Below are 24,546 nucleotides of genomic sequence, written 5' to 3'. Positions count from 1 at the left end.
ACAAAGTCTTGTCTCAGTAATCATGTTATAGTGGCGTTATACCCAAGTGACTTTGATATGCTGAAATAAGCGTAGTGTTACTGACTAGAGTTGAAGTGAAACTTCGCCGTGTCTGCCAGACCAAGCTATTCTCGCAGCGTCATTTATTTCGAGGTTACTTGGGTATATTGCATGCACAATAATAGGAGTTAACATGCTGTCTCAAACTATGGTCGAACAATTGAATGAGCAAATTAACCTAGAATTTTTCTCATCCAATCTATACTTACAAATGAGTGCTTGGTGTGAAGACAAAGGTTTTGAAGGTGCGGCTGAATTTTTACGCGCTCACGCCGTAGAAGAAATGGAGCACATGCAACGCCTATTCACTTACGTGAGTGAAACTGGCTCAATGCCAATCTTAGGCGCTATTGATGCGCCAAAGCATGACTTTGCGAGCCTAGGTGACGTTTTCCGCGAGACATTTGAACATGAGCAAATGATCACGGAAAAAATCAACAAACTGGCGCACGTTGCATTTACTAGCCAAGACTACTCAACGTTTAACTTCCTACAGTGGTACGTGTCAGAACAGCACGAAGAAGAGAAGTTGTTTAAAGGGATTTTAGATAAGATCGAACTGGTAGGTGAAGACGGTAAAGCGTTGTTCTTCATTGACAAAGATCTAGCACAAATGGCGAAAGAAGGTTCATCTTCAATCATGGATGCTCCAGCTGCGTAAACGCGTTTTGGGACGTTGTAAGTAGCGGGTAAAGACGAAGTGTTGATCGTCTTTTTCTCTTGAGCATTGTTGAAGATGTAGGGAGGAAAAGATGATCAGTGGAGACACAATCTTATTTGCGCTAATGGTGGTAACTGGAGTTAATATGGTCCGGTATCTCACCGCTCTTCGTTCTCTAATTTATATCATGCGTGAAGCGCATCCGCTGTTATATCAGCAAGTTGATGGTAATGGTTTTTTTACCACTCATGGAAATGTCACCAAGCAGGTGAGGTTGTATCACTACATTAAAAGTAAAGAATATCATCATCACCACGATGAAATTTTTACTGGTAAGTGTGAAAGAGTGCGTGAATTGTTTGTTCTATCGACCGCGTTGCTCGGCGTGACGCTACTTGCAGCCTTCATTCTCTAAGAGTCAATAATCTAGATAGTTGTTCTGTCTGAGATTTTGCGGACATACAGAGCGCTTAGAGTTTAAGCGCTTTTCCCTTTCGGTATTTGTCGGTAGAATGTCGCGCCTAGAAAGCAAGGATGTGCAATGTGCACATCCTTTTTTATTTTGATTCGATACCAATCAGTCTAAGAGCTACCGATGAGTAAGAAATTTGATGTTGTTGTAATTGGCGCAGGCGCAGCAGGTTTAATGTGTGCTGCAGAAGCAGGCAAGCGAGGCCGCCGTGTTTTGGTGCTCGATCATGCTAAAAAGCCAGGACGTAAAATCCTTATCTCGGGCGGTGGTCGTTGTAACTTCACTAACTACGACGTTTCAGCTAATCACTATTTGTGTCAAAACCCGCACTTTGTTAAGTCGGCGCTCTCCCAATACACTAACTGGGATTTCATCTCGATGGTGTGTAAACATGGCATTGAGTTCGAAGAGCGTGATCACGGCCAGTTGTTTTGTGTCGATGCATTTACGGCCAAAGATATCGTGAAGATGTTGTTAGCTGAGTGTGACATGCCGAACATCGAGCAGCGTTACCAATGCGATGTTCATTCGATTGAAAAAATTGATGAAGGCTTTCGTTTGCATGCTGGTACTGAGATTGTCGAATGTGAGTCTTTAGTTATCGCAACAGGTGGCTTGTCGATGCCAAAACTGGGAGCGACACCATTTGGTTATAAAGTCGCGGAACAATTTGGTCTTCGAGTTATCCCAACCACGGCAGGTCTTGTACCATTTACTCTGCATAAAGAAGACAAAGAAGACTTTGCTGAGTTATCTGGTATCGCGGTACCTGCGGAAATTACGGCTGAAGATGGCACCATGTTCAAAGAAGCCCTGTTGTTCACACATCGTGGGTTATCTGGTCCAGCAGTGTTACAGATTTCTTCATTCTGGCGGGCCGGACAAAAGGTGTTGATCAATCTTGTGCCAAACGATGATGTTGCTGAGTTATTAGAACGCAGTCGTGAGAAGCATCCAAATCAGTCACTCAAGAATACGCTTGCCAAAGTGCTGCCTAAGCGTCTGGTTGAAGTCTTAATTGAACGTAAAGAGCTAGTCGATAAACCGTTAAAACAGTTCAATCAAAAGGAGCTTGCGGCGATTGTGGAGCGCCTAGAGCATTGGGATATCGCCCCGAATGGCACTGAAGGCTACCGAACTGCGGAAGTGACACTCGGCGGTGTCGATACTGATCACTTATCCTCGAAAACCATGGAATGCAAAGACATTAAAGGGCTTTATTTTATTGGTGAGGTGATGGATGTGACTGGTTGGCTAGGGGGCTACAATTTTCAGTGGTGCTGGTCGAGCGGTTTTGTTGCGGGGCAGTGGGTTTAATCAAACACCAAACGCAGCCTAACTGCATAAAAGATAAGATACAAAAAGAGCACTGAGTTTTATTCAGTACTCTTTTTGTATTCCCATAGCGAGTTACTCGTCTTGATACTTTTCGAGTTTGTTATAGAGCGTTTTCACGCTAATGCCTAACTCCTGCGCTGATTCCGTTTTATTGCCTTGATTCTCTTCAAGGGTATTGAGAATGGCGGCTTTTTCTAGCTCTTCTAGCGAAACGCCCGCCGGAACAAGGTCTTCGATGCTGGTGCCTGTTTCCAATGGTGGTGTGTCGAAGATCAGGTGTTCATCTCGGATGGTGTCATCAGCCAAAATAAATGCACGCTCGATCGTGTGTTTGAGCTCACGGACATTACCTGGCCAGTCGTGTGCAGCGATTTTTTGGATCGCAGAGTCAAGAATCGTTTTGGTTTTTGCCTCATTGGCGTTGCGGTGCGCAATAAAGTGCTTGGCCAGACCGACGATATCACCGCCTCGTTCTCGCAGTGGCGGTATCGTTAATGGGAAATGCGATAAGCGGAAAAACAGATCTTCACGCAGGAACTGCTCCTCAATGGCGATTTTAGGATCACGGTTTGTAGCAGCAATGATGCGAGTATTAGCGATATGAACTGTATTACTGCCAACTGGGCGATACTCTCCGGTTTCTAGCACCCGCAATAGCTTCACTTGATGCTCGATAGGCATCTCGGTGATTTCATCTAAAAATAGGGTGCCGCCCTCTGCCTGCTTAAATACACCTTGGTGAGTTTTATTTGCTCCGGTAAAAGCGCCTTTCTCATGGCCAAACAGTTCACTATCAACCAATTCAGGGCTAATGGCACCACAGTTAATCGCTATAAAGGGCTGCTGTTTACGCTCACTCGCTAAGTGGATGGTCTGCGCCACCAGTTCTTTGCCTGATCCACTTTCACCGACAATAAGGACGTTGGCTTCTGTTTTAGCAACGCGCCTGATCATACGATAGAGCTGATGCATCGGAGAGGAAGAGCCGACCAAAAGACCAAATTGGTCAAGATCGCTGGTGGACACTTTACGCCCTTGATCTTGTTTGTGTTGATAGTACTGGCTGACTTCACTCAGGGTGTCCGTCAGAATGGCAATATCAACGGGCTTTCTGTAGTGAAAAATAGCACCCAAGTTCATCAGCTTATCCAAGTTCTCGTTTGGAGCGCCAGAGCTAATGATGATCAAGTCCATATCGTAGATGTCTTCGATATTAGAAAGACGTTGATAATCTGCACTAGTAAAGTGGGCGACTTCAACAATCGCAACTTCCGGTTTGAGTTGTAGGAAATCTTCAATCCATTGGTCTGCGGCATCGATGTCATGCAGACGAAATTTGTTCAGTTCCTGGCAAGAAGCGATGGCATTTTTAAGTGATGGATCTTGTATTCTTAGAAACAGGCTTGGCATCGACATAGAAATGTCCTCTTTACTATGACAGAAACAATGTACGTGGATTATTCTCACTTCACAAGACAAAATATTGTCAGCATAGATTTAAGGATTTGTTCGGTATTTTTATGTTGTTAGCCCCTTTTTGATATATATCGGTGAGAGCCATCAGTAGATATTTCCTTTTGTTCAGATTTTTATTTTTAAAATAATAATTTTGCTATTAATTGATTCTGGATAAATAGCCTTTCTGTTTTATCAGGTTATTTCGGCACAAGTGACGGAGGCTTTATCACCGATTAAAAATTACATTTTTTACGTGTAAATAATTCATGCTTATACTTTATTGCTCATCTAATTTTTACCTCTTTCCTTTATTAGTCACTTAAAAACAATGAGTTATAAAGTTGGCACATGGTTTGCTCCTAGGGAAGTGCAACGTCAATAAAGGAGAATTACCATGAATAACATCGCAGCTAAAATTGTACTTACGTCAGTTCTTGCTACTTCATCTACAGCAGTCTTAGCGAGTGATAAATGGGAAAAAGAATCCATGGACGCTTGGCTAGATGGTAAAGCTGAAACCACACTACTGCTAAACAGCAATCTCAACTCTTTTGATATCAATACCGATGTTGAGAATCAGGTCGTTACCCTTTCTGGTTCGGTAAACAATGATCTTGAAAAATCTCTTGCCGAAGAGCTTGTTACTGGTCTTGATGGTGTGAAAAAAGTAAACAACGAATTGTCAGTAGTGAATGAAGGCAAGAAAGAAACTGATTCAGAAGCTTTAGCTACACTGACCGATTCTAAAATCACGACTATAGTTAAAACGCGCCTACTAATGGATACCAATGTGAGTGGTACGGATATTGATGTAACGACAGAACGCAAAACGGTAACGTTGGCAGGTAAAGTTAATTCAGATGCGGAGCATGATCTTGCAATTTCAATTGCAAATAACACCAATGACGTAAATAAGGTGATTGATAAGCTAGAAGTGGTTCAATAATAGCGAGCCGAGTGATTTAACCCACTTTTATTAGGAGGTAACACTATGGTTCGTTGGATGTTTATTTTTCTGGCACTGGCACTAATTTCTGCACTATTAGGCTTTACCGGTATTGCAGGAGCTGCTGCCTCTATCGCGCAAGTGATATTTTACCTATTCCTATTGTCATTAATTGTATCAATAGTGATTGTTCTGCTGGGAAGAAAAAACGTAAATAGATAGGAGATTCCATGCGACTTACGTCATTTATTTACCGTATCGCCGCAGTATTCGGTTTGGTGTTTGCGTTGGCAGCTTGTAGTGAAGAAGGGCCAATGGAACAGGCCGGCAAAAAGATAGATGAAGCCGCCGAAGAAACCCAAAATGCGATTGAAGATGAATGTGAAAACATTAAAGAAAATCTAAACGCTGAAGACCAAGACTGTTAGCCGAATCAGGTTAGGTTTTTTACGCATAGCTATGTAAGAGAGGGGCGGTCAATAACCGCCCTTCCTTTTGTCCCAATTGTTTACAATCAGATAAGGAGTCAAAGATGAAAAACATATTTGATGTACTGAAAGAGAGTCATGAAAAGCAGCGCCTTTTACTCGATGCTCTGATGGAAACGTCTGGAGATTCCCCCGCTCGTGAAGAGTTTTACCACAACCTTAAAGAGGAACTCGAACAGCACGCAGCGGCAGAAGAGCGATTTTTCTACGCGCCTTTAATAGATAGCGATAAGACCATTGATCTCACTCGCCATGGCATCGCAGAGCATCATGAAATTGATAAAGTGATTGCACAGCTTGATGCAACCGATATGAGCTCGCCAGCGTGGCTCAACCTAATGAAAACCTTGCGTCACAAAGTGTTGCACCATCTTGAGGAAGAAGAGCAGCGTTTCTTCCAGTTAGCCGGTAAGGTAATGACCGATAAGCAGAAAATGAAACTAGCGGATGGTTATGTTGAAGAGATGGCAAGCTAGGTAGAGTGTTGGACCTTTTCGTGCCATTTCGGCACGGGAAGGCACTCAATCAAGGCGTTTACTCAAGTTCATGTATCCAAACTCAATCCCCCGCGTATTCTAACTTCCACTAAAAAGTTCACTCGTTGAAGGCAAGGAGAGCGAATGTTTATCATCAAATATTATATTCTTGGCGCTCTGATCAGTTTATTGGCCGCTATCTATACGCCTCAAATTATCGTTAGTCTGCTGTTCTTGTGGATATCTCTTTCTTTAGCGTTGGTCAGCGTAGCCTACGTATTCGACATTCCCTCTATTTTTAGAAAAAACCAAGATGGCAAGATTGTCAGGTGGATTCGCTGGGCATTCATTCCATTTTTATTGGGGGCTAGAGCGTATAACGCCTGGGAAAGACGGCGTGATACTGTGCCTCCAATCCAAAAAGTCAGCGACAATTTATACCTATCTCGCCGTTTGTTTCAGAGTGACTTAGATTTTCTCGAATCCAATGAGATCTCTTGTATTGTCGATGTCACCGCAGAATTTGCAGGCCTTGAAAGTGCGATGACCGACAAGCAGTTTCATTACCTTTCGATTCCGGTACTCGACCACAAAGCCCCAACGCTAGAGCGCCTTCGCCATGCGATTAACTGGATTGATACTCAAATCTCGTGCTCGCGGGCTGTGGTTGTGCATTGTGCGTTAGGGCGTGGTCGTTCAGTGTTTGTTGTGGCGGCGTATTTACTGAGCAAAGACCCGTCACTGACGGTTGAATCTGTGATGAAAAAAATCAATGACGTACGTAGTACCGCGAGATTAAATAAATTACAGATTAGGACGTTACGAGCGATCAGTGAAAAAGGCGTACTGGGGCTGGATCAATCCACTTGGATGGTGGTTAACCCTGTTTCAGGTGGCGGCAAATGGGAGGAAAACGAACAGCACTTGATTCGTGAGCTAACCAAAAAATATCGCTTGAGTATTCATCAAACCACCACAAACCTCAGCGCCGAGCAGCTAACACAACAGGCAAAAGAAAGTGGAGCTAAGCAAATCATCGTAGCTGGTGGCGATGGCACAGTAACAGAGGTGGCGAGCCAATTGGTGGATACCGACCTAAAACTCGGTATTGTTCCGCTCGGAACTGCCAATGCGTTATGTCATGTGCTCTATGGCGTTGGCGCCAAATTCTCACCGGTCGAAAAAGCGTGTGAAGCGTTGCTTGGCGGACACTGCCAACGTATTGATACTGCGGACTGCAATCAGCGGCTTATTTTATTGGTCTTAGGTATTGGGCTAGAACAGAAGATGATCGAGCACGCTCAGCGAGAAGAGAAAAATGTTTTTGGACAACTCGCTTACCTCACTGGCTTTTTTAATGCTGTAGTGGCGGAAGAAACGCAAGCTTTAACCGTTTCGTTAGACGCTCCAACTGAAGATGGAAACCACGACAATAATACACAAACGCTTGAAGTCCATAGTTTTGTCGTTGCGAATATCGCTCCATTTAGTACGTTGCTTGCCCAAGGTGGTGATGCGCCGCAGCCTGATGATGGCAAGCTGCATATCACATATTTAGATAACACCGAGTCTTTAGGCGGACGTCTTATCGCCTTGTCGGATCTGACATTAACGAGCGTAGGTGCACAGGAAGAATCGACACATTTTCAATACGCGACGGCTCAGAGCGTCACTATTTCTGCGAATAAACCGATTGAGTATGTGATTGATGGTGAACTGTATTCTGATGAGCAACTAGCAATCAAGCTGCGTCCAAAGTCATTGAACGTATTTGTTCCAAGCCAGAGACGTAAATCAGCTTCGCTTTAACACAGATAATCCGCGGATAACGCGCCATTTGCTTCGTATTCTACATGGCGCTTTTTCTGTGTTGTTTGATGATTTGGTGTGCGTCGTAAAAAGGCTATTAAGGTCGCTGCGTAGATGCAGCGGCTTTTTTCTATCTGCCCCTTTTACTAGGTTGATTGGGGATGAGGGTTAAACAAAGTGAAGAAAGAAGGGCGAGTATAATTACTCACCCTGAGGCAAGTGCTTTTCAATTTCATCGTTTTCAACTTGTAAAGCAGCTAACCAATAAGAAACAAGTGCGGTTAAGTTGGTGTCGTCAATGGCTCTAAGCAGGGCTTTTAAATCATCTAACAGTAATTTATTCATAAAATGCATTTCTTTGTAATTACCTAGCTCGGCAACGCCGTATTCGGTGGCATTTTCTGCAATGAATTGTTCACCATCTTGGTCGAAAAACAGCTTCGCCATCTTTTTGATCATCACTTTTTCTATTTTCACGAATCGATATGCCGCTCTTGCGAGTGTCATATGTGATTGCGGGTTAACGAGAGGCAAACACGTTTGGCGATGGTGTGTCATTTTTACGAGTAGCTCCCTTACTCGATTGTTATCCAATGTCATAGTGACCTCTTTATTTATGACTATTGTCGTGGGACATTTCTCGTGATGGTTATGTTAATGCGCCTGTGGGCTTGTCAGAAATGGCCAAAGCAAGTTGGCCATTTCGTTGATCAATACCGAGCTTTATTGCAAAGGCGACCACCAAGTTTTAGCTAATAAGGCTGATGCTGCTGAGTTTTTCTTTGCAGATTTTTATATCGCTACGAACTTTCAGCAGAACCGAGTTATCCGCCTGCTCTGGGTGGGAAGTAATCAAATTCTCAATCTCTTTGAGTACCTTGCTTTCGACACCTTCAAGCTGTTCTAAATACATAGACTCTTTGTCAGAGGACACTTCCTTCATCACGTCGCTGTAGACCTCACGTGCCTTGATGGTGTAGGAAACCGGAGTGTCGTCGGCAGATTCTTCATTGTTACTTGCTAGAGAGTAGGGAGTGAGCTCAATGACTGCACGCTCACGTACTCTGAGCAGTTCTACCAACACATTATTCAAAGAAGTGTTGTCGATGTTCTCGATGGCCTTGTTGTAAATTTCATTTCCGCTTTCGATAAGCTCAATGATTGAGGCGATGTTTTCATTTTTCATATGCCACTCCTTATTTACTGGTGATAGGGGTGTTTGAGCGTATGGAATACAAACACGATGTTTCGTCTTCAGTTGCAGGTTGTATGCCAATGAACTTTAAGTCTTATTAATCAGTGACTTAATATCTTGTTTTGCAATAACTTGCTAACAGTCGGTAAGGCGCTAAGAAAAAATTACAAGAATGGCGGGGAAAGCCTGGAAAGAATTACACGTACAGATACGGCTTTTTATCGAAATAAAAATAAAATCAATAAAAAACAATAACTTAAAATTCTGGCATGGATATGGCTTTGTAGGGAGTAAGTGAGGTCAAACATTGTTTCACTTGATTCACTATTCAACTCATTAATGGAGGCTAGTTATGGCTACTACAAAAGAAAGCACAGTAAAACCTCAAGAGCAGTTAGAAGAAGCATATCACTTAGCGGAGCAAGCCACGACGGAAGCCGTTGGCGCGATGAAAGACCAAGCCAAAGAGAAGCTGGATGTAGGTGCGCAGCAAGTTCAGCAGGCGACTAAGTCGGCAGAAAATGTAATCAAGGAGCGCCCATTGCTGAGCATAGGTTGTGCCTTCCTTGCTGGTTGGGCGGTTTCGAAGCTGATCAAATAATAGTGGTCACCAAGGATTAAGCCACACAACAGAAAGGCGAGGCTTCACATGAATAACTCAGGGCAAGTTACCAATCAGCAATCAGGCTCGGCGGCTTCAGACAGCGGCCGAGCCCCTGATGGGGCAGAAGAACAGGATATCCAACAAACCATTAATGGTTTGAGCAGCATTCTTGCGCAATTGGACCAACTGACGAAATCGCTAGAAGCATGGTCAGGTTCAACGTTGGATTTGTTCCTCTTGGAGATGAAAGTTAACGTGTCCGCAGTGCGTCAGATTTTGCTGTGTACCGTTGTTTTTACCCTATTGTCGGTATTGTTCGTATTCAGTTTGTGCCTTGCCTCTGGGGTGGTGGCTTATCAGTTAACTGCCAACGTATATGTTGCCGTGGGTGTATTTATCACATCATTAGGCTTGGCATTATTTGCTTTAGCCTGGTGGCAGAAGCGTTTAGTTGGATTTCTTGGATTCAAAAATACGACAGAACAATTACAGGAGGGGTGGGATGCGCTCGCTACAAAAGCTCAATCGAGCCATGCGGATCAAGCGGATGGAAGGTAAAGCATCTCTAGAGCAATGTTGTTTGTCGATGGAAATGTTCACGTTTACCACCAAGAAGTTTGTGAGAGAAAACCCTTGGACGACATTAGGCATTAGTGCTGTCGTTGCCGTTACCGCAGCAAAAGCAGGTCGATTGTCTCGACTGACTTCTTCTATTTCGTCAATGGGGCTATTGGTTAGCAGCGTGTCTGATATTACCGATTCGCTCACAAAGCCGGTCGCGGCAGCTTCTCTGGATGAGTCAGATGCGGAGCAAAATGGAAATGCAGCAACACAAGTAAGCAACGCTGCGACGACAGAGGGCGAACCACTCTAATAGCGGATTTCACCGCAAAATTTTCTTACCGATTCTGAGCTTATTATGACAGCGAAATTGAACATTCCTGCCAACACTGCGATTGGTGCAACGCTTCTCGTCCTGTTACTCGTCCCAGGGCTGTATTTTGCCAAGCCAATATTGTTACCTATTGTGCTTAGCACCTTTATTTCTCTGCTGTGCAGCCCTTTCATTAATTATCTTGAAGACAAAGGTTTACCACGTGCTATTACCGTCGTGTTGACGCTGTCATTCCTCGTTGGCGCCTCAATTATTGGTCTCGCCGCCATGTCGGAGCCCGCCAAGCAATGGTGGTCTGAGCTGCCCAGTATCGTGAAAAATGTGTCGCAAGAAGTAAGCGAAGTTACTAAAGCTTCGGCTGATCACCTTAATACTCCATTGAATATCGCCAATGATATGAGTATGGATGAGGTCGGGAACAACACCGTATTTTCTTTGGTAAAAACGCTCGCGACCACTACGCCGACGATTTTGACACAAGCGATGATCGTGCTGTTTATGGTTTACTTTATGCTCAATCATGGACGAAGCTTATTTCGAAAGTCAGTGTCTTACTTACATGGGTTCGCCAAACAGCGCCAAGCGATTGAGTTGGTCAAAGCGCTACAGAAAGATCTATCTCGATACATTGGCACCATCACTTTAGTGAATGCTGGGCTGGGGTTGAGTGTCGGGGCCGTGTTTTTTGTTCTAGGCCTTGAAGATCCATTTCTATGGGGCGCATTTGCAGGCGTGATGAATTTTGCGCCGTACCTCGGCCCTGTCATATCCATGGTGAGCTTTGGCTTTGTTGCTTATCTTCAGTTGGAGTCGGTCAGTTTTATGCTGACGGTTGTGTCTATCTATTTACTGCTCAATTTGATTGAAAGTCAGTTTGTTACACCAACACTATTGGGGAAAAGGTTTAATTTAAACCCATTAGTGATTTTTGTTTGGCTTGTTTTTTGGGGTTGGCTTTGGGGCGGAATGGGACTATTGATCGGTGTGCCGTTACTGGTTTGTATCAATATTTTGGTTGATCGCCTAGAGTTGTGCCAATCAACCCAAAATCAAGCAAAGCAAATCACCTCCGCGGACGTGGCACCGCGAGAGTGACTTGAGGAGCAAGCTGGTTCAACGAAACAGTTTTTCAGCGCTCACTGGCTGACTAAATAAATATCCCTGACCATAAATACAGCCTTTTTCGAATAAATAATCGGCTTGTTCCCGAGTTTCTATCCCTTCCGCGACGACTTTCAACGACAGCGTTTTTCCCATGGCAATAATGGCATTCACAATCGCGTTGCTGTCGCTATTACTTGGGACATCACTGACAAATGAGCGGTCAATTTTCAGTTTGTTGATTGGCAAACCTTTCAAGTAAGACAAAGACGAATAGCCAGTTCCAAAGTCATCCAGAGAAATCTCAATACCCAGTTCTCTTAATTGATTTAACGATGCAATGGCTTGCTGAGGGTCGATCAGTAAAAAGCTCTCTGTGATCTCCAAATCTAACCGTTGGGCAGGGTATCCGGTGTTATCGAGGATAGTACTTAATCGCTGAATGAAATTTGACTGCTGAAGCTGCAACGCAGAAACATTGACGGCGATTTTGCCAAACTCGATGCCTTGGTCCAGCCAAGCATTACCTTGCAAACAAGCTTGTTGTAACACCCACTCACCAATGCTTTGAATCAGCCCTGTTTTTTCTGCAATTGGAATAAAGTCTGCTGGTGGTACAAGGCCAAACTCTGGATGCTGCCAGCGTAATAAAGCTTCCACGCCGACAATCGTATTTTGTTCCAAATTGTATTGCGGTTGGAATTCTAACCGGAGTTGTTGTTTTTCTATTGCTTGATGCAAAGCGGATTGAATGCGTACATGGGATACGGATTTATCGGTCAAATCCGGTGAGTAAAACGCGTAGCCGTTGCGTCCATTTTTCTTCGCTAAGTACATCGCGGTGTCTGCGTTTTTCAGTAAGGTTTCACTGTCTTGACCGTCTCTTGGGTACAAGGCAATACCAATACTGGTCGAGACACGAAGTGAGTCGTGATTTGCCAAGTCGAATGGTTGCTGGAATACGCTTAGAATATCGCCGACGGTTTCCAGTAAGGCAACATCACTATGGATGTCTGGCAAAATAATCACAAATTCATCGCCGCCAATGCGAGCCACATGCGCAGTGAGGTGAAGCACATCTTGCAGACGAATCGCTAACTTAGACAGCAATTGGTCACCACAGAAATGGCCCATGCTATCGTTGATGTGTTTGAAATGGTCGATATCTAAGAATAGGGTGGCAAACGTCTGCTGGTTTTTGTGTCCGGTTTCGATGTGTTGCTCAAGTAAGCTGAGTAAATGGGTTCGATTAGGTAGATTGGTTAATGGATCGTAAAAAGCCATGCGTTGCAGCTTTTCTTCGTGTGCCTTACGCACAGAGATATCTTCAAACACACAAATGTAGTTAATAAGGTGGTTTTTATCGTCCATTACGGCGCTAATGGTCGCTAATTGCGGATAAATGCTGCCATCTTTCTTTCTGTTGATGAATTCGCCTTTCCATTGGCCTTTGTTTTCGAGTTGATGCCACAACTGTTGATAGAAACCTTGATCATGATGACCTGAGCGCAGAATTCGTGGGTTTTTTCCTATCACCTCTTCAGAGCGGTAACCTGTAATTTGGGTAAAAGCCGTGTTTACATCAATGATGTTGGCATTGCGGTCTGTAATGACCATGCCTTCTTGCGAATTGTTGAAAATTTGGGACGCTAAGGAGAGCTGCGTTTCTACCATTTTTCGGCGGGTGATGTTACGTGTCATCCCCAGAATGCCGATTAAGTTTCCCGCATGATCACGGACAGGAGACTTAATGGTTTCTAGCCAAGTGGGGTTATTGTTTTCATCAATTTGACGGCATTCTTCAACAATATTTTGCGTGCCAGTGGCAACCACCAATTTATCGGCATCAATGAATTTTTCCGCACGTTCATGGCTAAACAGGGCAAAATCGTCTTTTCCAATGATTTCACTGTTGGTTTTTTGCCACGCGTTTTCTACGCTTCGGTTGGTCATCGAATAAAGGCCATCCATGCCTTTTATCCACACGTGGTCTTCAAGGCAGTCGATAAACTCTTGTAGTGTTGGTGTTGGCTTTATTTCCGCGCTTTGATGTCGCGTTTGTTCTTGCTGCCAGTGCAAGTTGATATCAAAGCTGATCCGCCCCGCGATTGCGCTTAGCCATGCCGAAACAACCGTTGATTGATCATTAGGGTGAGTCAGTGTCAGTACGGCAAGCAATTCGCCATTAGGTAGCCAAATCGGTCCAATGCTCAAGGTTTGCTCTTCAAAGGGGGTATGGCTAGCTGTAAAATCTGTCGGCGTAAAGTGATCGACAACTTGCGTTATCACATCGATGATAGCACGATGATTTTGGGTTGAGGTGGACACCTCAGTCGATAGCCACTGCTGAGTATCGCTCAGAGTATAAAGCTGTCCCTGAGCTTGAGTTACATCACAGCATTGTCGCAGAACGTGTTGCCAGTCTGCCATCAAAGGCGAAGGAATAGCGAAGCGAAACATAATTAATAACGAGTCCTAAATCGCCCAAAGGTAATTATATTAGAATCTAGCGTAAGCTATTGGGCTTTGTGAGTATCGTATCCAACGCGTAGCTAAATCCTAGCAGCGTAAAGTGCTTTCTATCATTAAAATGTTATCTATATCTCTTTTTTATCCAACTTATTGCATCGTTTTTTAGGGCTTTTGATAGGTGATTAAGAAGCGTTTACCGCTTTGGTTTTCTTGCCCCATGAGACTTGCTGAATGACTAAGCCACTGATGATCAATACCAGGCCAATCAAGGTTGAAGGATGAATTTCTTCGCCGATGATGGTAGCTAACAACATGAGTGAGATAAATGGAGAAGCAAAGATCAGATTACTGATACGCGCGGTGTTTTGCGTTGATTTGAGTGCGCTCAGCCACAAAACGAAAGTGATCCCCATTTCAAACAGTCCGACATACGTCACCGCTGCCCAGCCTTTAATTGAGATTGCCTGCCAGCTCGCACCTTCATAAAGACTTAAACCAATGGCGAATGGAATAGCGACCAAAAAGCCGAGCAGAACGCCAACCACAGGGTCGGCCTTATTTTTGGTATTTAAAATCCAGTAACCGGCCCACAGCAGCGTTGATAGCAGAGCAAGACCAACACCCAACGGGCTTTCAAATTCCATGCCTAAAAGATTGCCTTGTGTGGCAATCACTATCACGCCGACATAACTAAAACCGCAAGCCAGCCAGTCCTTACCACGGATCTTTTGTCCTAAGAAAACAGCGGCCATTAACGTTAAGGTGATGGCCCAGCTGTAGTTGATCGCTTGAGCCTGAGATGCGGGCAGCAAGTCATATGCTTTGAACAGAATAACGTAATACGCCAAAGGGTTAATCAACCCAAGCAGTAGGTAATACCAAGGGTTTGAGAAAAATGTAGCGCTTAACTGGCCCAATTTACCTTGCACACCACAGATTACTGTTAGCGCAATCGCAGAGACGATGCTGGCAATGCATAGCATTTGAATTGGCGTAAATTCTGCCAGCGTGAGTTTAAATGCGGTTGCAACGGTAGACCAAAGTAATACTGCTGAGAGCCCAAATCCTAGGGCGCGACGCTCGTTCATGATGCCTCTGCGTGATGATGTACCGCTCGGTTTGGATAATTTGAGCGGAAGAAAGAATATTATAGGAAGGCCTAGTGTATGCGAGGATTTTTCATCCAACAAACTGGACATTTATCCAGTGTCTAAATACCATTGTTATAGATACAAAACACAGGCTAACTCGCTATTATGCAATGGATTCTTGAGTACCAATCTCTCATTCTCTCTTCTCTTTGTGCTGCCACGCTTAGTGGTGTCGCTGCCGGTTGGTGGGTGAAACAGCGTTTTATCACCCAAACTCAGCTTCTCGAGCAACAACTTGTTTCAGAAAAACAGCTTCATCAACAGCAACTTGAACAGGTCAAGCAAAGCCTTGCCGATGCCCAGCAAGAGTTGGATGAATTAGATGATGAGCGCGATAAAGCCGCGTTTGAAGTACGCCAAACACATGGAAAGCTGATGGCAGCTATGGAAAAGCTGCGTTACTTCGAGGCCGTAAAGCAAGAGCGCCAGCAATACTTTGATGAGCTTGGTCAGATGCGTGAACACAAATCACGTCTAGAAACGCAACTGCGTGAGCAGCAAGCTCGCCATGAGCAAATAAACCAAGCCAATGCCGAAAAACTGCAAATTCTAGAGCAAGCGGAAGCGCGCCTGAAACAGCAATTTGAGCACTTGGCTAACCAACTGTTTGAAGAAAAAACCGCGAAGGTCGATTTGCAAAACCGTCAGAGTTTAGAAGGCTTGTTGTCACCGCTTAGAGAACAGTTAGAAGGGTTCAAAAAGCACGTTAATGACAGCTTTAGCCAAGAAGCTAAAGAGCGCCATACCTTAGTGCATGAGCTGAAAAACCTGCAACGTTTGAATGAGCAAATGACGCGCGAAGCGGTTAATTTGACCCAAGCGTTGAAAGGTGACAACAAACAGCAAGGTAACTGGGGCGAAGTGGTGCTCGCTAGGGTACTTGCCGAATCTGGCTTGCGTGAAGGACACGAATATCAGACTCAGGTGAACTTACAAAATGAAGCAGGGAAGCGTTACCAACCTGATGTCATTGTTCATCTCCCACAAAACAAACAAGTGGTTGTGGATTCTAAAATGGCGCTGGTTGCCTATGAGCGCTACTTCAACGCCGAAACTGATGCTGAGCGCGATCAGGCTTTGAATGCGCACTTAGCTGCTCTACGTGCACATATCAAAGGGTTAAGCATGAAGGACTACCACAAACTCAAAGGTATTCAGAGTTTGGACTATGTACTTATGTTTATTCCGGTTGAGCCGGCGTTCCAAGTCGCGATTCAAGCCGATCCGAGCTTGATTAAAGACGCGATGGAGCAAAACATCATTTTGGTGAGCCCAACAACGTTGCTGGTGGCACTGCGCACCATTGATAATCTATGGCGTAATGAACGCCAAAATGAAAACGCCAAAATGATTGCGCAGCGTGCGACAAAACTCTACGACAAATTACGATTGTTTGTAGACGACATGGAGGGGCTCGGTGGTGCGCTGGATAAGGCGAATCAAAGCTATCAAGGTGCGATGAACAAGCTTGCCACAGGGCGCGGAAATGTGATTCGCCAAGCCGAAAGCTTTAAACACTTGGGAGTTGAAATTAAACGACCGATTTCTTCCGACCTCGCGCAGTTAGCGCAGAGTGATGCATTTTCAGAAAATGACCCGTTAGTAGAAAGACATCCGGCTGAGGATAAAGTAAACTAATCGCCCGCAGTGCAGTGGGCGATTTTATTTGTCAACAAACGCCCCGTAGAGGAAAGCGCTGCCTAAGAGGAATTAGAATGACGGACACAAGTTTGCAATCCAATACAGCGTTAGAGAATGAAACCACTCACTTTGGTTTCTCTACAGTGGCAAAAGACGAAAAAGTGACTAAGGTTGCCGAAGTATTCCACTCCGTGGCAACAAAATACGACATCATGAATGACCTGATGTCAGGTGGTATTCACCGCCTTTGGAAGCGCTTCACTATCGATTGTAGTGGCGCTCGCCCTGGCCAGCGTATTCTTGACCTAGGTGGTGGTACGGGGGATTTGACGGCGAAATTCTCGCGCATTGTTGGCGATGAAGGCCATGTCATCCTTGCCGATATCAATAACTCAATGCTTAACGTTGGTCGCGATAAACTGCGTGACAACGGTATTGTGGGTAACGTGCATTACGTTCAAGCCAACGCAGAAGAACTGCCGTTCCCTGATGATTATTTTGATGTTATCACCATCAGTTTTTGTTTGCGTAATGTGACAGACAAAGACAAAGCGCTTCGTTCAATGTTCCGCGTACTGAAGCCAGGCGGCCGTCTATTGGTGTTGGAATTTTCAAAACCAGTGCTAGAGCCGTTATCGAAAGTATACGACGCATATTCATTCCACTTGTTGCCGAGAATCGGTGAGCTAGTTGCGAATGACTCAGAGAGTTACCGCTACCTAGCGGAGTCAATCCGTATGCATCCAGACCAAGAAACGCTGGAAGGCATGATGCAAGACGCAGGTTTTGAAAACACCAAATACTACAACTTAACTGGTGGTATTGTGGCTTTGCATCGCGGTTATAAATTCTAAGGGTTAACGGCATGCCATTTGAACCACTTATCACCGCTGTGATTGAAACGTCACTGAATACACTGATCAAAGACGACCCTGCATTGGGCCGTCGTTTAGCGCGTCTAAAAGGTCAAGTTATTCAAGTTCACCTGAAAGAGATCAATAAAACACTGACATTCGTTTTTAGTCAGCAAATTGATGTGCTTGGTCATTACGAAGGGCAGCCTAACTGCTATCTATCGCTCAACTTGAGTGTGTTACCAGAGCTGCGCGATCAGGCCAACATCACTCGTCTTATTAAACAAGATAAACTTGAACTCGAAGGCGATATTCAATTGGCGCAGAAATTCTCTCAGTTGATGGTGGATTGCAAACCAGATGTTGAAGAGTGGTTGTCTCGCGTGACTGGCGATGTCGCCGCACATACCTTTGTGCAAGGTTCAAAAAACATCGGCAACTTTCTTGCGTCTCAAGCAGAAAAACACCAGCGTCATCTTGCGCAAGTAGTGACTGAAGAATGGAAACTGGCTCCCGCTCCGTTAGAAGTGGCCTATTTCTGCGACCAAGTTGATGAGGTTCGCAGCCAGGCTTCTCGCATTGAAGCTCGTTTAACGGCTTTGCTGAATAAGCTGGATGCAGATAAGCCTGCATTGGAGAAACCATGACGCCAGCAGAACTAAAGCGCTTATACCACATCGCCAAAGTACAACTGGAATACGGCTTAGATGAGCTGCTTCCCGATCACCAACTGACCAAAGCGCCGCTTTTACTGCGCAAAAGCTTGTTTTGGATTAAGAACAAGCACCCAGAAAAACCACTCGGTGAACGTCTGCGTTTAGCACTGCAAGAGCTGGGGCCGGTTTGGATTAAGTTCGGTCAGATGATGTCGACGCGCCGTGACTTATTTCCTCCGCATATCGCTGATCCCCTAGCTTTACTTCAAGACCAAGTCGCGCCTTTTGATGGCGAGTTGGCAAAAAAGCAGATGGAGCAAGCATTAGGTGGTCCGTTAGAAAAATGGTTTACCGAGTTTGATATCAAACCACTGGCGTCTGCGTCGATTGCTCAGGTACATACTGCGCGCATAAAAGACACTAACCAAGAAGTGGTATTAAAGGTTATCCGCCCAGATATTCGCCCAGTCATTGATTCAGATCTAAAACTGATGCACCGAATGGCGCGTATAGTCGCCGGAGCGATGCCTGAAGCACGTCGTTTAAAACCAGTTGAAGTCGTGCGTGAATACGAGAAAACCCTGCTTGATGAACTCGACTTGCGACGTGAGGCGGCGAATGCCATTCAGTTGCGCCGCAACTTTGAAGGCAGCGAAGAATTATATGTTCCTGAAGTTTTTCCCGACTTCAGTAATGAAACTGTCATGGTTTCTGAGCGAATATATGGCATTCAAGTCTCTGATATTGAAGGCTTGAAAGCAAATGGCACCAATATGAAATTGCTCGCGGAACGCGGTGTGAGTGTGTTCTTCACTCAGGTGTTCCGAGACAGCTTTTTCCATGCCGATATGCATCCGGGTAATGTGTTCGTCAAACCCGAACATCCAGAGAACCCAATGTGGATAGGGCTAGATTGCGGAATCGTTGGTACACTTAATAGCGAAGACAAGCGTTATCTGGCGGAAAACTTCCTGGCGTTTTTCAATCGTGACTACCGCCGAGTGGCGGAGTTACATGTGGATTCAGGGTGGGTGCCTGCGGATACCAATGTCGATGAGTTTGAGTTCGCGATTCGCATTGTGTGTGAGCCTATTTTTGCTAAGCCATTGTGCGAAATCTCCTTTGGTCATGTGTTGTTGAATTTGTTCAACACGGCACGTCGATTCAATATGGAGGTTCAGCCACAACTTGTACTGTTGCAAAAAACGCTGTTGTACGTGGAAGGGCTTGGTAGGCAGCTATATCCTCAACTTGATTTGTGGGAGACCGCAAAACCATTCCTGGAAGAATGGATGATGAATCAAGTTGGGCCGCAAGCTCTAGTGAATGCGATTAAAGACCGCGCACCATTTTGGGCAGAGAAATTACCTGAACTGCCAGAGCTACTTTACGATAGCCTGAAACAAGGTAAAGCGATGAATCAACGTATGGATCAGCTTTATCAAGGGTATCGCCAGAGCAAGCGCCAGCAGGCGACAGGAAAGTTTTTGTTTGGCGTTGGCGCGACTTTAGTCGTATGCTCGGCAATATTGGTGAACGATGCTTTTGAGCAGCTTTCGTTGGCCTGCGGTATCGCAGGTGTCACATTTTGGCTGCTTAGTTGGCGAGCTTATCGTCAATAGACGTTAAACTCTTGAAATATTTTTGTTTGTTTAAAGACCCGAGGTAAAGAGAATGGGTGGTATCAGTGTTTGGCAACTTCTAATCATTGCTGTAATTGTTGTATTGCTATTCGGAACAAAGAAACTACGCGGTATCGGTGGCGATCTGGGTGGTGCCGTTAAGGGCTTCAAAAAAGCGATGAGCGAAGATGAACCTGCGAAAAATGACAAAGACGCAGACTTCGAACCAAAAAGTCTAGAAGAGCAGCAGAAAAAAGAAGCTGCTCCTGAAACGAAAAAAGACAAAGAGCAGGCGTAAAACGTGTTTGATATCGGTTTTTGGGAACTGGTATTAATATCTGTTGTTGGTCTGGTCGTTCTTGGGCCGGAGCGTTTGCCTCATGCTATTCGCAGCGTGTCTCGCTTTATCGGTGCCGCTAAGAGTATGGCAAATAGCGTCAAAGACGAATTGTCACACGAGCTGAAAGTCCAAGAGCTGCAAGAAAACTTGCGCAAAGCAGAACAAATGGGGATGGATGATTTGTCCCCTGAGTTGAAATCTTCAGTTGAAGAGTTGAAGAAGGCAGCGCAATCTGTAAATCGTCCTTACGCAAAGAACATCGATTCAGAGGCTGAGCCTGTAAAAACAGAGCCAGCAGCAGAAAAGGTAGAGAAAGCGCAAGAGAGCAAGGTTACAGCGGCAGATAAGAAAGCCGAATAGTCTCATTAGGAGGAGCTACTAGTGATTGGTAGCTCCTTTTTGATCTGGTTTTTAATAAGAGGTTTGCCATGTCTACCGTCGAGCAGACACAACCTTTAATTAGTCATTTGTTGGAGCTTCGCAACCGACTACTGCGTTCAATCCTCGCAGTGTTGGTCGTGTTTGTTGGACTAATTTATTTCTCTAACCACATTTACGAGTTTGTTTCCGCACCTTTAGTAGAACGTCTACCTGAAGGCGCGACCATGATTGCTACGGATGTAGCGTCACCTTTTTTTACGCCACTTAAGCTGACGTTAATTGCTTCGGTATTTATTGCGGTGCCGTTTATCTTGTATCAAGTGTGGGCATTTGTAGCGCCAGGTTTGTACAAGCATGAACGTCGATTGATCATGCCACTGCTATTCTCTAGTTCGCTATTGTTCTACTGTGGAGTTGCATTTGCCTACTTCGTGGTATTTCCATTGGTGTTTGGCTTCTTTACCGCCATCTCTCTTGGTGGAGTAGAGTTTGCAACTGATATCTCGAGTTATCTCGACTTTGTGCTGGCGCTATTTATGGCGTTTGGTATCGCATTTGAGGTGCCTGTTGCGATTATTTTGTTGTGTTGGACTGGGGCCACTACACCAGAAGATTTAAGACAGAAACGTCCTTATATTATAGTGGCTGCGTTTGTCGTAGGTATGGTGTTAACGCCACCAGACATGATCTCGCAAACCTTACTCGCTATTCCGATGTGTTTACTGTTTGAAGTCGGTTTGTTCTTCGCGCGTTTTTATACTCGTCGAAGCGAAGAAGTAGAAGCGGAAACCGAAGAATAAGGCTAATCTAGATGTGAAAAGCGGCTCAATTGAGCCGCTTTTTTTGCGGTTGGTTTTTTCTTGGGCTAATTACTTAACTTTCATGACGTAACCACATTTTGTGCATACGTATACTTCCTTGATGCCCAGCAGCTTTTGAAAAAAACTGCGCGGTACGCGTTGTAAGTAAGCACCATGTGTACACACTTCAACTTCCATATTCATGCTGTTTTACATTTGTGCTAATTAATGGGCGTAAATCAGTATAGAAAAATAATGTGTCGAGTTGTCGACAGTTTTGCAAAGCGGACGAAGTAAAGTGACGATATGAGAAGTAAGTAGAGTTGCTAGTTAATTATTATGTTTATCAATAATTTTGTATGGATTGTTCTACTATTTCAACGGGTTGAATCGTTCATTCAATAGTTTAGGTGATAAAAAAGCGACGTTGATTTCGTCGCTTTTTTCAATTCTCGTGAATTAAATATTAAACAGCTTTTTGGCATTCTCAGTCGTTATGGCATCGATGGTTGCGATGTCGACATCACGCAAGTCGGCAACACGTTGTGCAACGAGAGAAGTGTAGGCTGGTTCATTACGTTTACCACGGTGTGGCACCGGCGCTAAATATGGACAGTCGGTTTCTAAAATGACCCACTGCATATCCAAATGTGGAATGACTTTATCCATCCCGCCATTCTTAAAGGTTGATACGCCACCCAAGCCTAAGTGGAAGCCTAGCTCATTGATTGCTTGTGCTTCTTCTAAGCTGCCTCCAAAACAGTGGAATACACCACGCAGACGACCATCTTGCTCTTGTCGTAGCAAAGTGAGTGTTTCTTCAATCGAATCACGAGTGTGGATAACGACTGGTAAATCCATCTCTTTTGCCCAGTTAAGTTGAGCTACGAACGCCATTTCTTGCTCAGCACGATAGGTTTTATCCCAATATAGGTCGATACCAATTTCGCCCACCGCAATAAACTTGTGTTTCTCAAACCAACCGCGGATGATCTCCAACGTTTGTTCAACATTGCTGTCCACATAACAAGGGTGCAGCCCCATCATTGAGTGGCATACGTCAGGATATGCCGCTTCGGTTTTTAGCATGGGCTCAATTGAGTCCAGATCGATGTTTGGCAACAGGATTTTATTAATGCCTTGCGTTAAGGCGCGTTGTACTACTTCATCGCGGTCGTTATCAAATTCGCTAGCATAGATGTGCGCGTGGGTATCGATCATCGTTACTCTCTGTGCTTCATGGTTGGTTTCGTATTCGAAGTATACTTGAGTGTGAGTGCTGGGTCATTTTCAGTTTTTTTCATTACCTTTTTCCAGATTGTCACTCGCAACATGCATCAAGAGTGATATGATTTTGTTCACCAGATGATTTGATCATCATAACCGTCCAGACAAGGAGAAAATGGTGTCTGTATCAATTCAAGGTCCATTCCCTGCACGCCGTATGCGTCGTTTACGTAAGCACGATTTTAGTCGTCGTTTGATGGCTGAGAACCAACTTTCTGTTAATGATCTGATTTACCCAATGTTCATTCTTATGGGTAAAGATCGTCGTGAGAGCGTGGAGTCCATGCCGGGTGTAGAGCGTTTGTCGATTGATTTAATGCTAGAAGAAGCACAATACCTTGCAAATCTAGGCGTTCCAGCAATCGCGCTTTTCCCTGTCGTAAACCAAGACGCTAAAAGCTTATGTGCTACTGAAGCCTACAACCCAGAAGGTTTGGTTCAGCGAGCAGTACGAGCGCTTAAAGAACACATTCCTCAAATTGGTGTAATCACAGACGTGGCACTCGACCCATTCACGACACATGGCCAAGACGGCATCATCGATGAAGATGGCTACGTAATGAATGATGAAACCACAGAAGTATTGGTTAAGCAGGCTTTGTCTCATGCAGAAGCGGGTGCTGACGTAGTCGCGCCTTCAGACATGATGGATGGCCGAATTGGTAAGATCCGCGAAGCATTAGAAAACGCGGGCTACATTCATACTCAAATCATGGCTTACTCGGCTAAGTACGCATCGAACTACTACGGACCATTCCGTGATGCGGTTGGCTCTTCTTCAAATCTAAAAGGCGGCAACAAGAAAAACTACCAAATGGACCCAGCAAACATTGATGAAGCGATTCACGAAGTGGCGCTAGACATCAATGAAGGTGCGGACATGGTGATGGTTAAACCTGGTATGCCATACTTAGATGTAGTTCGCCGAGTAAAAACTGAACTTCAAGTACCGACATTTGCTTATCAAGTCTCTGGCGAGTACGCGATGCATAAAGCGGCGATCATGAATGGCTGGCTCAAAGAGCGTGAAATTGTGATGGAATCACTATTGTGCTTCAAACGTGCAGGTGCAGATGGCATCTTAACGTACTTTGCGAAAGACGTTGCTGAGTGGTTGGCAGAAGAGAATGCACAAACTGCTCAACACCTAAATCGTACTCCGGAAGCGACAGAAGAGTAATTATCGCTCAGTGAGAAATACCAGACCAACAAGAGTTGTTCGTCTGTATATACCCAAGTAACCTCAGGCGGATTACAACAGTAACAATCCAAGGTGCTTGGGTATTTTTATTTTGGAGAAGAGAACAATGACAATGCTGATTCGTGAAGGCACATTGGAAGAAGCACTTCAAGTTGTGGCGCGTGTTACCGAGTTTTCGAAAGGAGAAACGGTAGACTCCATGACTCAACGTTTAGAAGAGAAAAACAGTTTAATCCTCGTTGCAGAAAAAAATGGCACGATTGTCGGCTTCAAAATAGGTTACGAATTAGAGGATGGTGTTTTCTATAGCTGGTTAGGTGGTGTTGTCCCTGAAGCTCGAAATGAAGGCGTGGCACAGCTGCTTTTGGAAGCTCAAGAGGATTGGGTGGCAGAACAAGGCTACAACACATTAAAAGTGAAATCTCGAAACCAGTTTCCGGCTATGCTTCGCTTGTTATTGAGAAATGGCTATATCATTGAAAAGTTTGAAGAAAAAGTAAATCTTCGAGAGTCTCGAGTGCATTTCATTAAAGCAATGTGAAAATAAATGAGATTTTTTCTCATTTAACTGTTGACTACGAAATGAGAATCATTATTATTAAAACTGTCTTAGGGAATGAGGAAAGTTCACAAGGACG

General features: G+C 44.6%; 27 protein-coding genes. 21 read left to right on the top strand and 6 right to left on the bottom strand.

What is annotated here, in order from left to right; all coding sequences use genetic code 11:
- Positions 1-193: 193 nt before the first annotated feature.
- From ftnA to R7O13_RS13370, 3 genes are all read left to right on the top strand, one after another.
- Positions 194-721, top strand: coding sequence for a non-heme ferritin (ftnA, locus tag R7O13_RS13380; RefSeq protein ID WP_005379167.1), 528 nt, complete (start codon positions 194-196; stop codon positions 719-721).
- 91 nt (positions 722-812) lie between these two features.
- Positions 813-1,136, top strand: a complete 324-nt coding sequence (gene uspB, locus R7O13_RS13375; RefSeq protein WP_005379169.1) for a universal stress protein UspB — start codon at positions 813-815, stop codon at positions 1,134-1,136.
- Between the two features lie 180 nt (positions 1,137-1,316).
- Positions 1,317-2,510 (top strand): NAD(P)/FAD-dependent oxidoreductase, encoded by a 1,194-nt coding sequence (locus R7O13_RS13370; RefSeq protein WP_005382944.1) that lies wholly within the window; start codon positions 1,317-1,319, stop codon positions 2,508-2,510.
- Positions 2,511-2,603: 93 nt separating this feature from the next.
- On the opposite strand, the gene R7O13_RS13365 is transcribed toward R7O13_RS13370, so the two are convergent.
- Positions 2,604-3,947, bottom strand: a complete 1,344-nt coding sequence (locus R7O13_RS13365) for a sigma-54 interaction domain-containing protein (RefSeq protein WP_005382945.1) — start codon at positions 3,945-3,947, stop codon at positions 2,604-2,606.
- A gap of 436 nt (positions 3,948-4,383) precedes the next feature.
- Here R7O13_RS13365 and R7O13_RS13360 point away from each other — a divergent pair, with 436 nt between their 5' ends.
- The 5 genes from R7O13_RS13360 to R7O13_RS13340 all read left to right on the top strand — a co-directional run bounded on the left by R7O13_RS13360 (position 4,384) and on the right by R7O13_RS13340 (position 7,708).
- Positions 4,384-4,935, top strand: a complete 552-nt coding sequence (locus R7O13_RS13360) for a BON domain-containing protein (RefSeq protein WP_005379174.1) — start codon at positions 4,384-4,386, stop codon at positions 4,933-4,935.
- A 45-nt stretch (positions 4,936-4,980) separates the two neighbouring features.
- Positions 4,981-5,157, top strand: coding sequence for a DUF1328 family protein (locus R7O13_RS13355; protein ID WP_005379177.1), 177 nt, complete (start codon positions 4,981-4,983; stop codon positions 5,155-5,157).
- An 8-nt stretch (positions 5,158-5,165) separates the two neighbouring features.
- A complete protein-coding gene (locus R7O13_RS13350; RefSeq protein ID WP_005379178.1) occupies positions 5,166-5,363 on the top strand; it encodes a hypothetical protein in 198 nt (65 codons plus the stop codon).
- A gap of 104 nt (positions 5,364-5,467) precedes the next feature.
- The gene (locus R7O13_RS13345) at positions 5,468-5,899 is read left to right on the top strand and encodes a hemerythrin domain-containing protein (protein WP_005379185.1); all 432 of its coding nucleotides are present in this window, start codon (positions 5,468-5,470) and stop codon (positions 5,897-5,899) included.
- A 144-nt stretch (positions 5,900-6,043) separates the two neighbouring features.
- Positions 6,044-7,708, top strand: coding sequence for a diacylglycerol kinase family protein (locus tag R7O13_RS13340; protein WP_053303419.1), 1,665 nt, complete (start codon positions 6,044-6,046; stop codon positions 7,706-7,708).
- Between the two features lie 201 nt (positions 7,709-7,909).
- Here the strand turns inward: R7O13_RS13340 and R7O13_RS13335 are convergent, their stop codons facing one another.
- Both R7O13_RS13335 and R7O13_RS13330 read right to left on the bottom strand, forming a co-directional pair.
- Positions 7,910-8,308 (bottom strand): hypothetical protein, encoded by a 399-nt coding sequence (locus R7O13_RS13335; RefSeq protein ID WP_005379193.1) that lies wholly within the window; start codon positions 8,306-8,308, stop codon positions 7,910-7,912.
- 148 nt (positions 8,309-8,456) lie between these two features.
- The gene (locus tag R7O13_RS13330) at positions 8,457-8,894 is read right to left on the bottom strand and encodes a DUF2383 domain-containing protein (RefSeq protein ID WP_213893893.1); all 438 of its coding nucleotides are present in this window, start codon (positions 8,892-8,894) and stop codon (positions 8,457-8,459) included.
- 361 nt (positions 8,895-9,255) lie between these two features.
- Between R7O13_RS13330 and R7O13_RS13325 the strand changes: the two genes are divergently transcribed.
- From R7O13_RS13325 to R7O13_RS13310, 4 genes are read left to right on the top strand one after another with little or no spacing between them, the layout of a single operon-like run.
- The gene (locus tag R7O13_RS13325) at positions 9,256-9,504 is read left to right on the top strand and encodes a hypothetical protein (protein ID WP_005379196.1); all 249 of its coding nucleotides are present in this window, start codon (positions 9,256-9,258) and stop codon (positions 9,502-9,504) included.
- A 48-nt stretch (positions 9,505-9,552) separates the two neighbouring features.
- Positions 9,553-10,065 carry a phage holin family protein gene (locus tag R7O13_RS13320; protein WP_318304017.1) on the top strand — a complete coding sequence of 171 codons (513 nt, stop codon included), beginning with the start codon at positions 9,553-9,555 and terminating at the stop codon, positions 10,063-10,065.
- Entirely contained in the window at positions 10,055-10,381 is a 327-nt protein-coding gene (locus R7O13_RS13315; RefSeq protein WP_005379200.1) for a hypothetical protein, read from the top strand. Before R7O13_RS13320 ends, R7O13_RS13315 begins: the two co-directional genes overlap by 11 nt.
- A 45-nt stretch (positions 10,382-10,426) precedes the next feature.
- Complete coding sequence (locus R7O13_RS13310; protein ID WP_005379202.1) at positions 10,427-11,497, top strand: AI-2E family transporter; 1,071 nt, start codon at positions 10,427-10,429, stop codon at positions 11,495-11,497.
- An 18-nt stretch (positions 11,498-11,515) separates the two neighbouring features.
- On the opposite strand, the gene R7O13_RS13305 is transcribed toward R7O13_RS13310, so the two are convergent.
- Positions 11,516-13,963: an EAL domain-containing protein gene (locus R7O13_RS13305; RefSeq protein ID WP_318304016.1), complete on the bottom strand. Its 2,448-nt coding sequence runs from the start codon at positions 13,961-13,963 to the stop codon at positions 11,516-11,518.
- Positions 13,964-14,157: 194 nt separating this feature from the next.
- Positions 14,158-15,063: a DMT family transporter gene (locus R7O13_RS13300; protein ID WP_025768291.1), complete on the bottom strand. Its 906-nt coding sequence runs from the start codon at positions 15,061-15,063 to the stop codon at positions 14,158-14,160.
- Positions 15,064-15,231: 168 nt separating this feature from the next.
- Between R7O13_RS13300 and rmuC the strand changes: the two genes are divergently transcribed.
- From rmuC to tatC, 7 genes are all read left to right on the top strand, one after another.
- Positions 15,232-16,764, top strand: coding sequence for a DNA recombination protein RmuC (rmuC, locus tag R7O13_RS13295; protein WP_005379209.1), 1,533 nt, complete (start codon positions 15,232-15,234; stop codon positions 16,762-16,764).
- A 77-nt stretch (positions 16,765-16,841) separates the two neighbouring features.
- On the top strand, positions 16,842-17,621 hold the full coding sequence (gene ubiE, locus R7O13_RS13290) for a bifunctional demethylmenaquinone methyltransferase/2-methoxy-6-polyprenyl-1,4-benzoquinol methylase UbiE (RefSeq protein WP_005379210.1): 780 nt from the start codon (positions 16,842-16,844) through the stop codon (positions 17,619-17,621).
- An 11-nt stretch (positions 17,622-17,632) separates the two neighbouring features.
- The gene (locus R7O13_RS13285; protein WP_005379213.1) at positions 17,633-18,268 is read left to right on the top strand and encodes an SCP2 domain-containing protein; all 636 of its coding nucleotides are present in this window, start codon (positions 17,633-17,635) and stop codon (positions 18,266-18,268) included.
- Complete coding sequence (gene ubiB / locus R7O13_RS13280) at positions 18,265-19,899, top strand: ubiquinone biosynthesis regulatory protein kinase UbiB (protein ID WP_005379226.1); 1,635 nt, start codon at positions 18,265-18,267, stop codon at positions 19,897-19,899. Before R7O13_RS13285 ends, ubiB begins: the two co-directional genes overlap by 4 nt.
- Positions 19,900-19,951: 52 nt before the next feature.
- Entirely contained in the window at positions 19,952-20,197 is a 246-nt protein-coding gene (tatA, locus tag R7O13_RS13275) for a Sec-independent protein translocase subunit TatA (protein ID WP_005382958.1), read from the top strand.
- Positions 20,198-20,200: 3 nt separating this feature from the next.
- Positions 20,201-20,599, top strand: coding sequence for a Sec-independent protein translocase protein TatB (gene tatB, locus R7O13_RS13270; RefSeq protein ID WP_158157092.1), 399 nt, complete (start codon positions 20,201-20,203; stop codon positions 20,597-20,599).
- Positions 20,600-20,667: 68 nt separating this feature from the next.
- On the top strand, positions 20,668-21,420 hold the full coding sequence (gene tatC / locus R7O13_RS13265) for a twin-arginine translocase subunit TatC (RefSeq protein WP_005379234.1): 753 nt from the start codon (positions 20,668-20,670) through the stop codon (positions 21,418-21,420).
- 459 nt (positions 21,421-21,879) lie between these two features.
- Here tatC and R7O13_RS13260 read toward each other — a convergent pair whose 3' ends face one another.
- The gene (locus tag R7O13_RS13260; RefSeq protein WP_115385649.1) at positions 21,880-22,641 is read right to left on the bottom strand and encodes a TatD family hydrolase; all 762 of its coding nucleotides are present in this window, start codon (positions 22,639-22,641) and stop codon (positions 21,880-21,882) included.
- Between the two features lie 184 nt (positions 22,642-22,825).
- Here R7O13_RS13260 and hemB point away from each other — a divergent pair, with 184 nt between their 5' ends.
- Complete coding sequence (hemB, locus tag R7O13_RS13255) at positions 22,826-23,887, top strand: porphobilinogen synthase (protein WP_031777176.1); 1,062 nt, start codon at positions 22,826-22,828, stop codon at positions 23,885-23,887.
- 127 nt (positions 23,888-24,014) lie between these two features.
- Positions 24,015-24,449 (top strand): GNAT family N-acetyltransferase, encoded by a 435-nt coding sequence (locus R7O13_RS13250; RefSeq protein WP_005379245.1) that lies wholly within the window; start codon positions 24,015-24,017, stop codon positions 24,447-24,449.
- Positions 24,450-24,546: the final 97 nt, after the last annotated feature.

The sequence above is a fragment of the Vibrio sp. Y176 genome, from assembly GCF_033438945.1.
This window is presented reverse-complemented; position numbering and strand designations above follow the sequence as displayed.

Coding starts and splice junctions, on each gene's coding strand:
- ubiB (WP_005379226.1), top strand. CDS start 18,265: ATGACGCCAGCAGAACTAAAGCGCTTATACCACATCGCCAAAGTACAA.
- uspB (WP_005379169.1), top strand. CDS start 813: ATGATCAGTGGAGACACAATCTTATTTGCGCTAATGGTGGTAACTGGA.
- R7O13_RS13285 (WP_005379213.1), top strand. CDS start 17,633: ATGCCATTTGAACCACTTATCACCGCTGTGATTGAAACGTCACTGAAT.
- ubiE (WP_005379210.1), top strand. CDS start 16,842: ATGACGGACACAAGTTTGCAATCCAATACAGCGTTAGAGAATGAAACC.
- R7O13_RS13300 (WP_025768291.1), bottom strand. CDS start 15,063: ATGAACGAGCGTCGCGCCCTAGGATTTGGGCTCTCAGCAGTATTACTT.
- R7O13_RS13315 (WP_005379200.1), top strand. CDS start 10,055: ATGGAAGGTAAAGCATCTCTAGAGCAATGTTGTTTGTCGATGGAAATG.
- R7O13_RS13260 (WP_115385649.1), bottom strand. CDS start 22,641: ATGATCGATACCCACGCGCACATCTATGCTAGCGAATTTGATAACGAC.
- R7O13_RS13305 (WP_318304016.1), bottom strand. CDS start 13,963: ATGTTTCGCTTCGCTATTCCTTCGCCTTTGATGGCAGACTGGCAACAC.
- R7O13_RS13320 (WP_318304017.1), top strand. CDS start 9,553: ATGAATAACTCAGGGCAAGTTACCAATCAGCAATCAGGCTCGGCGGCT.
- R7O13_RS13355 (WP_005379177.1), top strand. CDS start 4,981: ATGGTTCGTTGGATGTTTATTTTTCTGGCACTGGCACTAATTTCTGCA.
- R7O13_RS13310 (WP_005379202.1), top strand. CDS start 10,427: ATGACAGCGAAATTGAACATTCCTGCCAACACTGCGATTGGTGCAACG.
- tatA (WP_005382958.1), top strand. CDS start 19,952: ATGGGTGGTATCAGTGTTTGGCAACTTCTAATCATTGCTGTAATTGTT.
- R7O13_RS13330 (WP_213893893.1), bottom strand. CDS start 8,894: ATGAAAAATGAAAACATCGCCTCAATCATTGAGCTTATCGAAAGCGGA.
- R7O13_RS13370 (WP_005382944.1), top strand. CDS start 1,317: ATGAGTAAGAAATTTGATGTTGTTGTAATTGGCGCAGGCGCAGCAGGT.
- R7O13_RS13365 (WP_005382945.1), bottom strand. CDS start 3,947: ATGTCGATGCCAAGCCTGTTTCTAAGAATACAAGATCCATCACTTAAA.
- rmuC (WP_005379209.1), top strand. CDS start 15,232: ATGCAATGGATTCTTGAGTACCAATCTCTCATTCTCTCTTCTCTTTGT.
- R7O13_RS13250 (WP_005379245.1), top strand. CDS start 24,015: ATGACAATGCTGATTCGTGAAGGCACATTGGAAGAAGCACTTCAAGTT.
- R7O13_RS13350 (WP_005379178.1), top strand. CDS start 5,166: ATGCGACTTACGTCATTTATTTACCGTATCGCCGCAGTATTCGGTTTG.
- tatC (WP_005379234.1), top strand. CDS start 20,668: ATGTCTACCGTCGAGCAGACACAACCTTTAATTAGTCATTTGTTGGAG.
- ftnA (WP_005379167.1), top strand. CDS start 194: ATGCTGTCTCAAACTATGGTCGAACAATTGAATGAGCAAATTAACCTA.
- R7O13_RS13325 (WP_005379196.1), top strand. CDS start 9,256: ATGGCTACTACAAAAGAAAGCACAGTAAAACCTCAAGAGCAGTTAGAA.
- R7O13_RS13345 (WP_005379185.1), top strand. CDS start 5,468: ATGAAAAACATATTTGATGTACTGAAAGAGAGTCATGAAAAGCAGCGC.
- R7O13_RS13335 (WP_005379193.1), bottom strand. CDS start 8,308: ATGACATTGGATAACAATCGAGTAAGGGAGCTACTCGTAAAAATGACA.
- R7O13_RS13340 (WP_053303419.1), top strand. CDS start 6,044: ATGTTTATCATCAAATATTATATTCTTGGCGCTCTGATCAGTTTATTG.
- R7O13_RS13360 (WP_005379174.1), top strand. CDS start 4,384: ATGAATAACATCGCAGCTAAAATTGTACTTACGTCAGTTCTTGCTACT.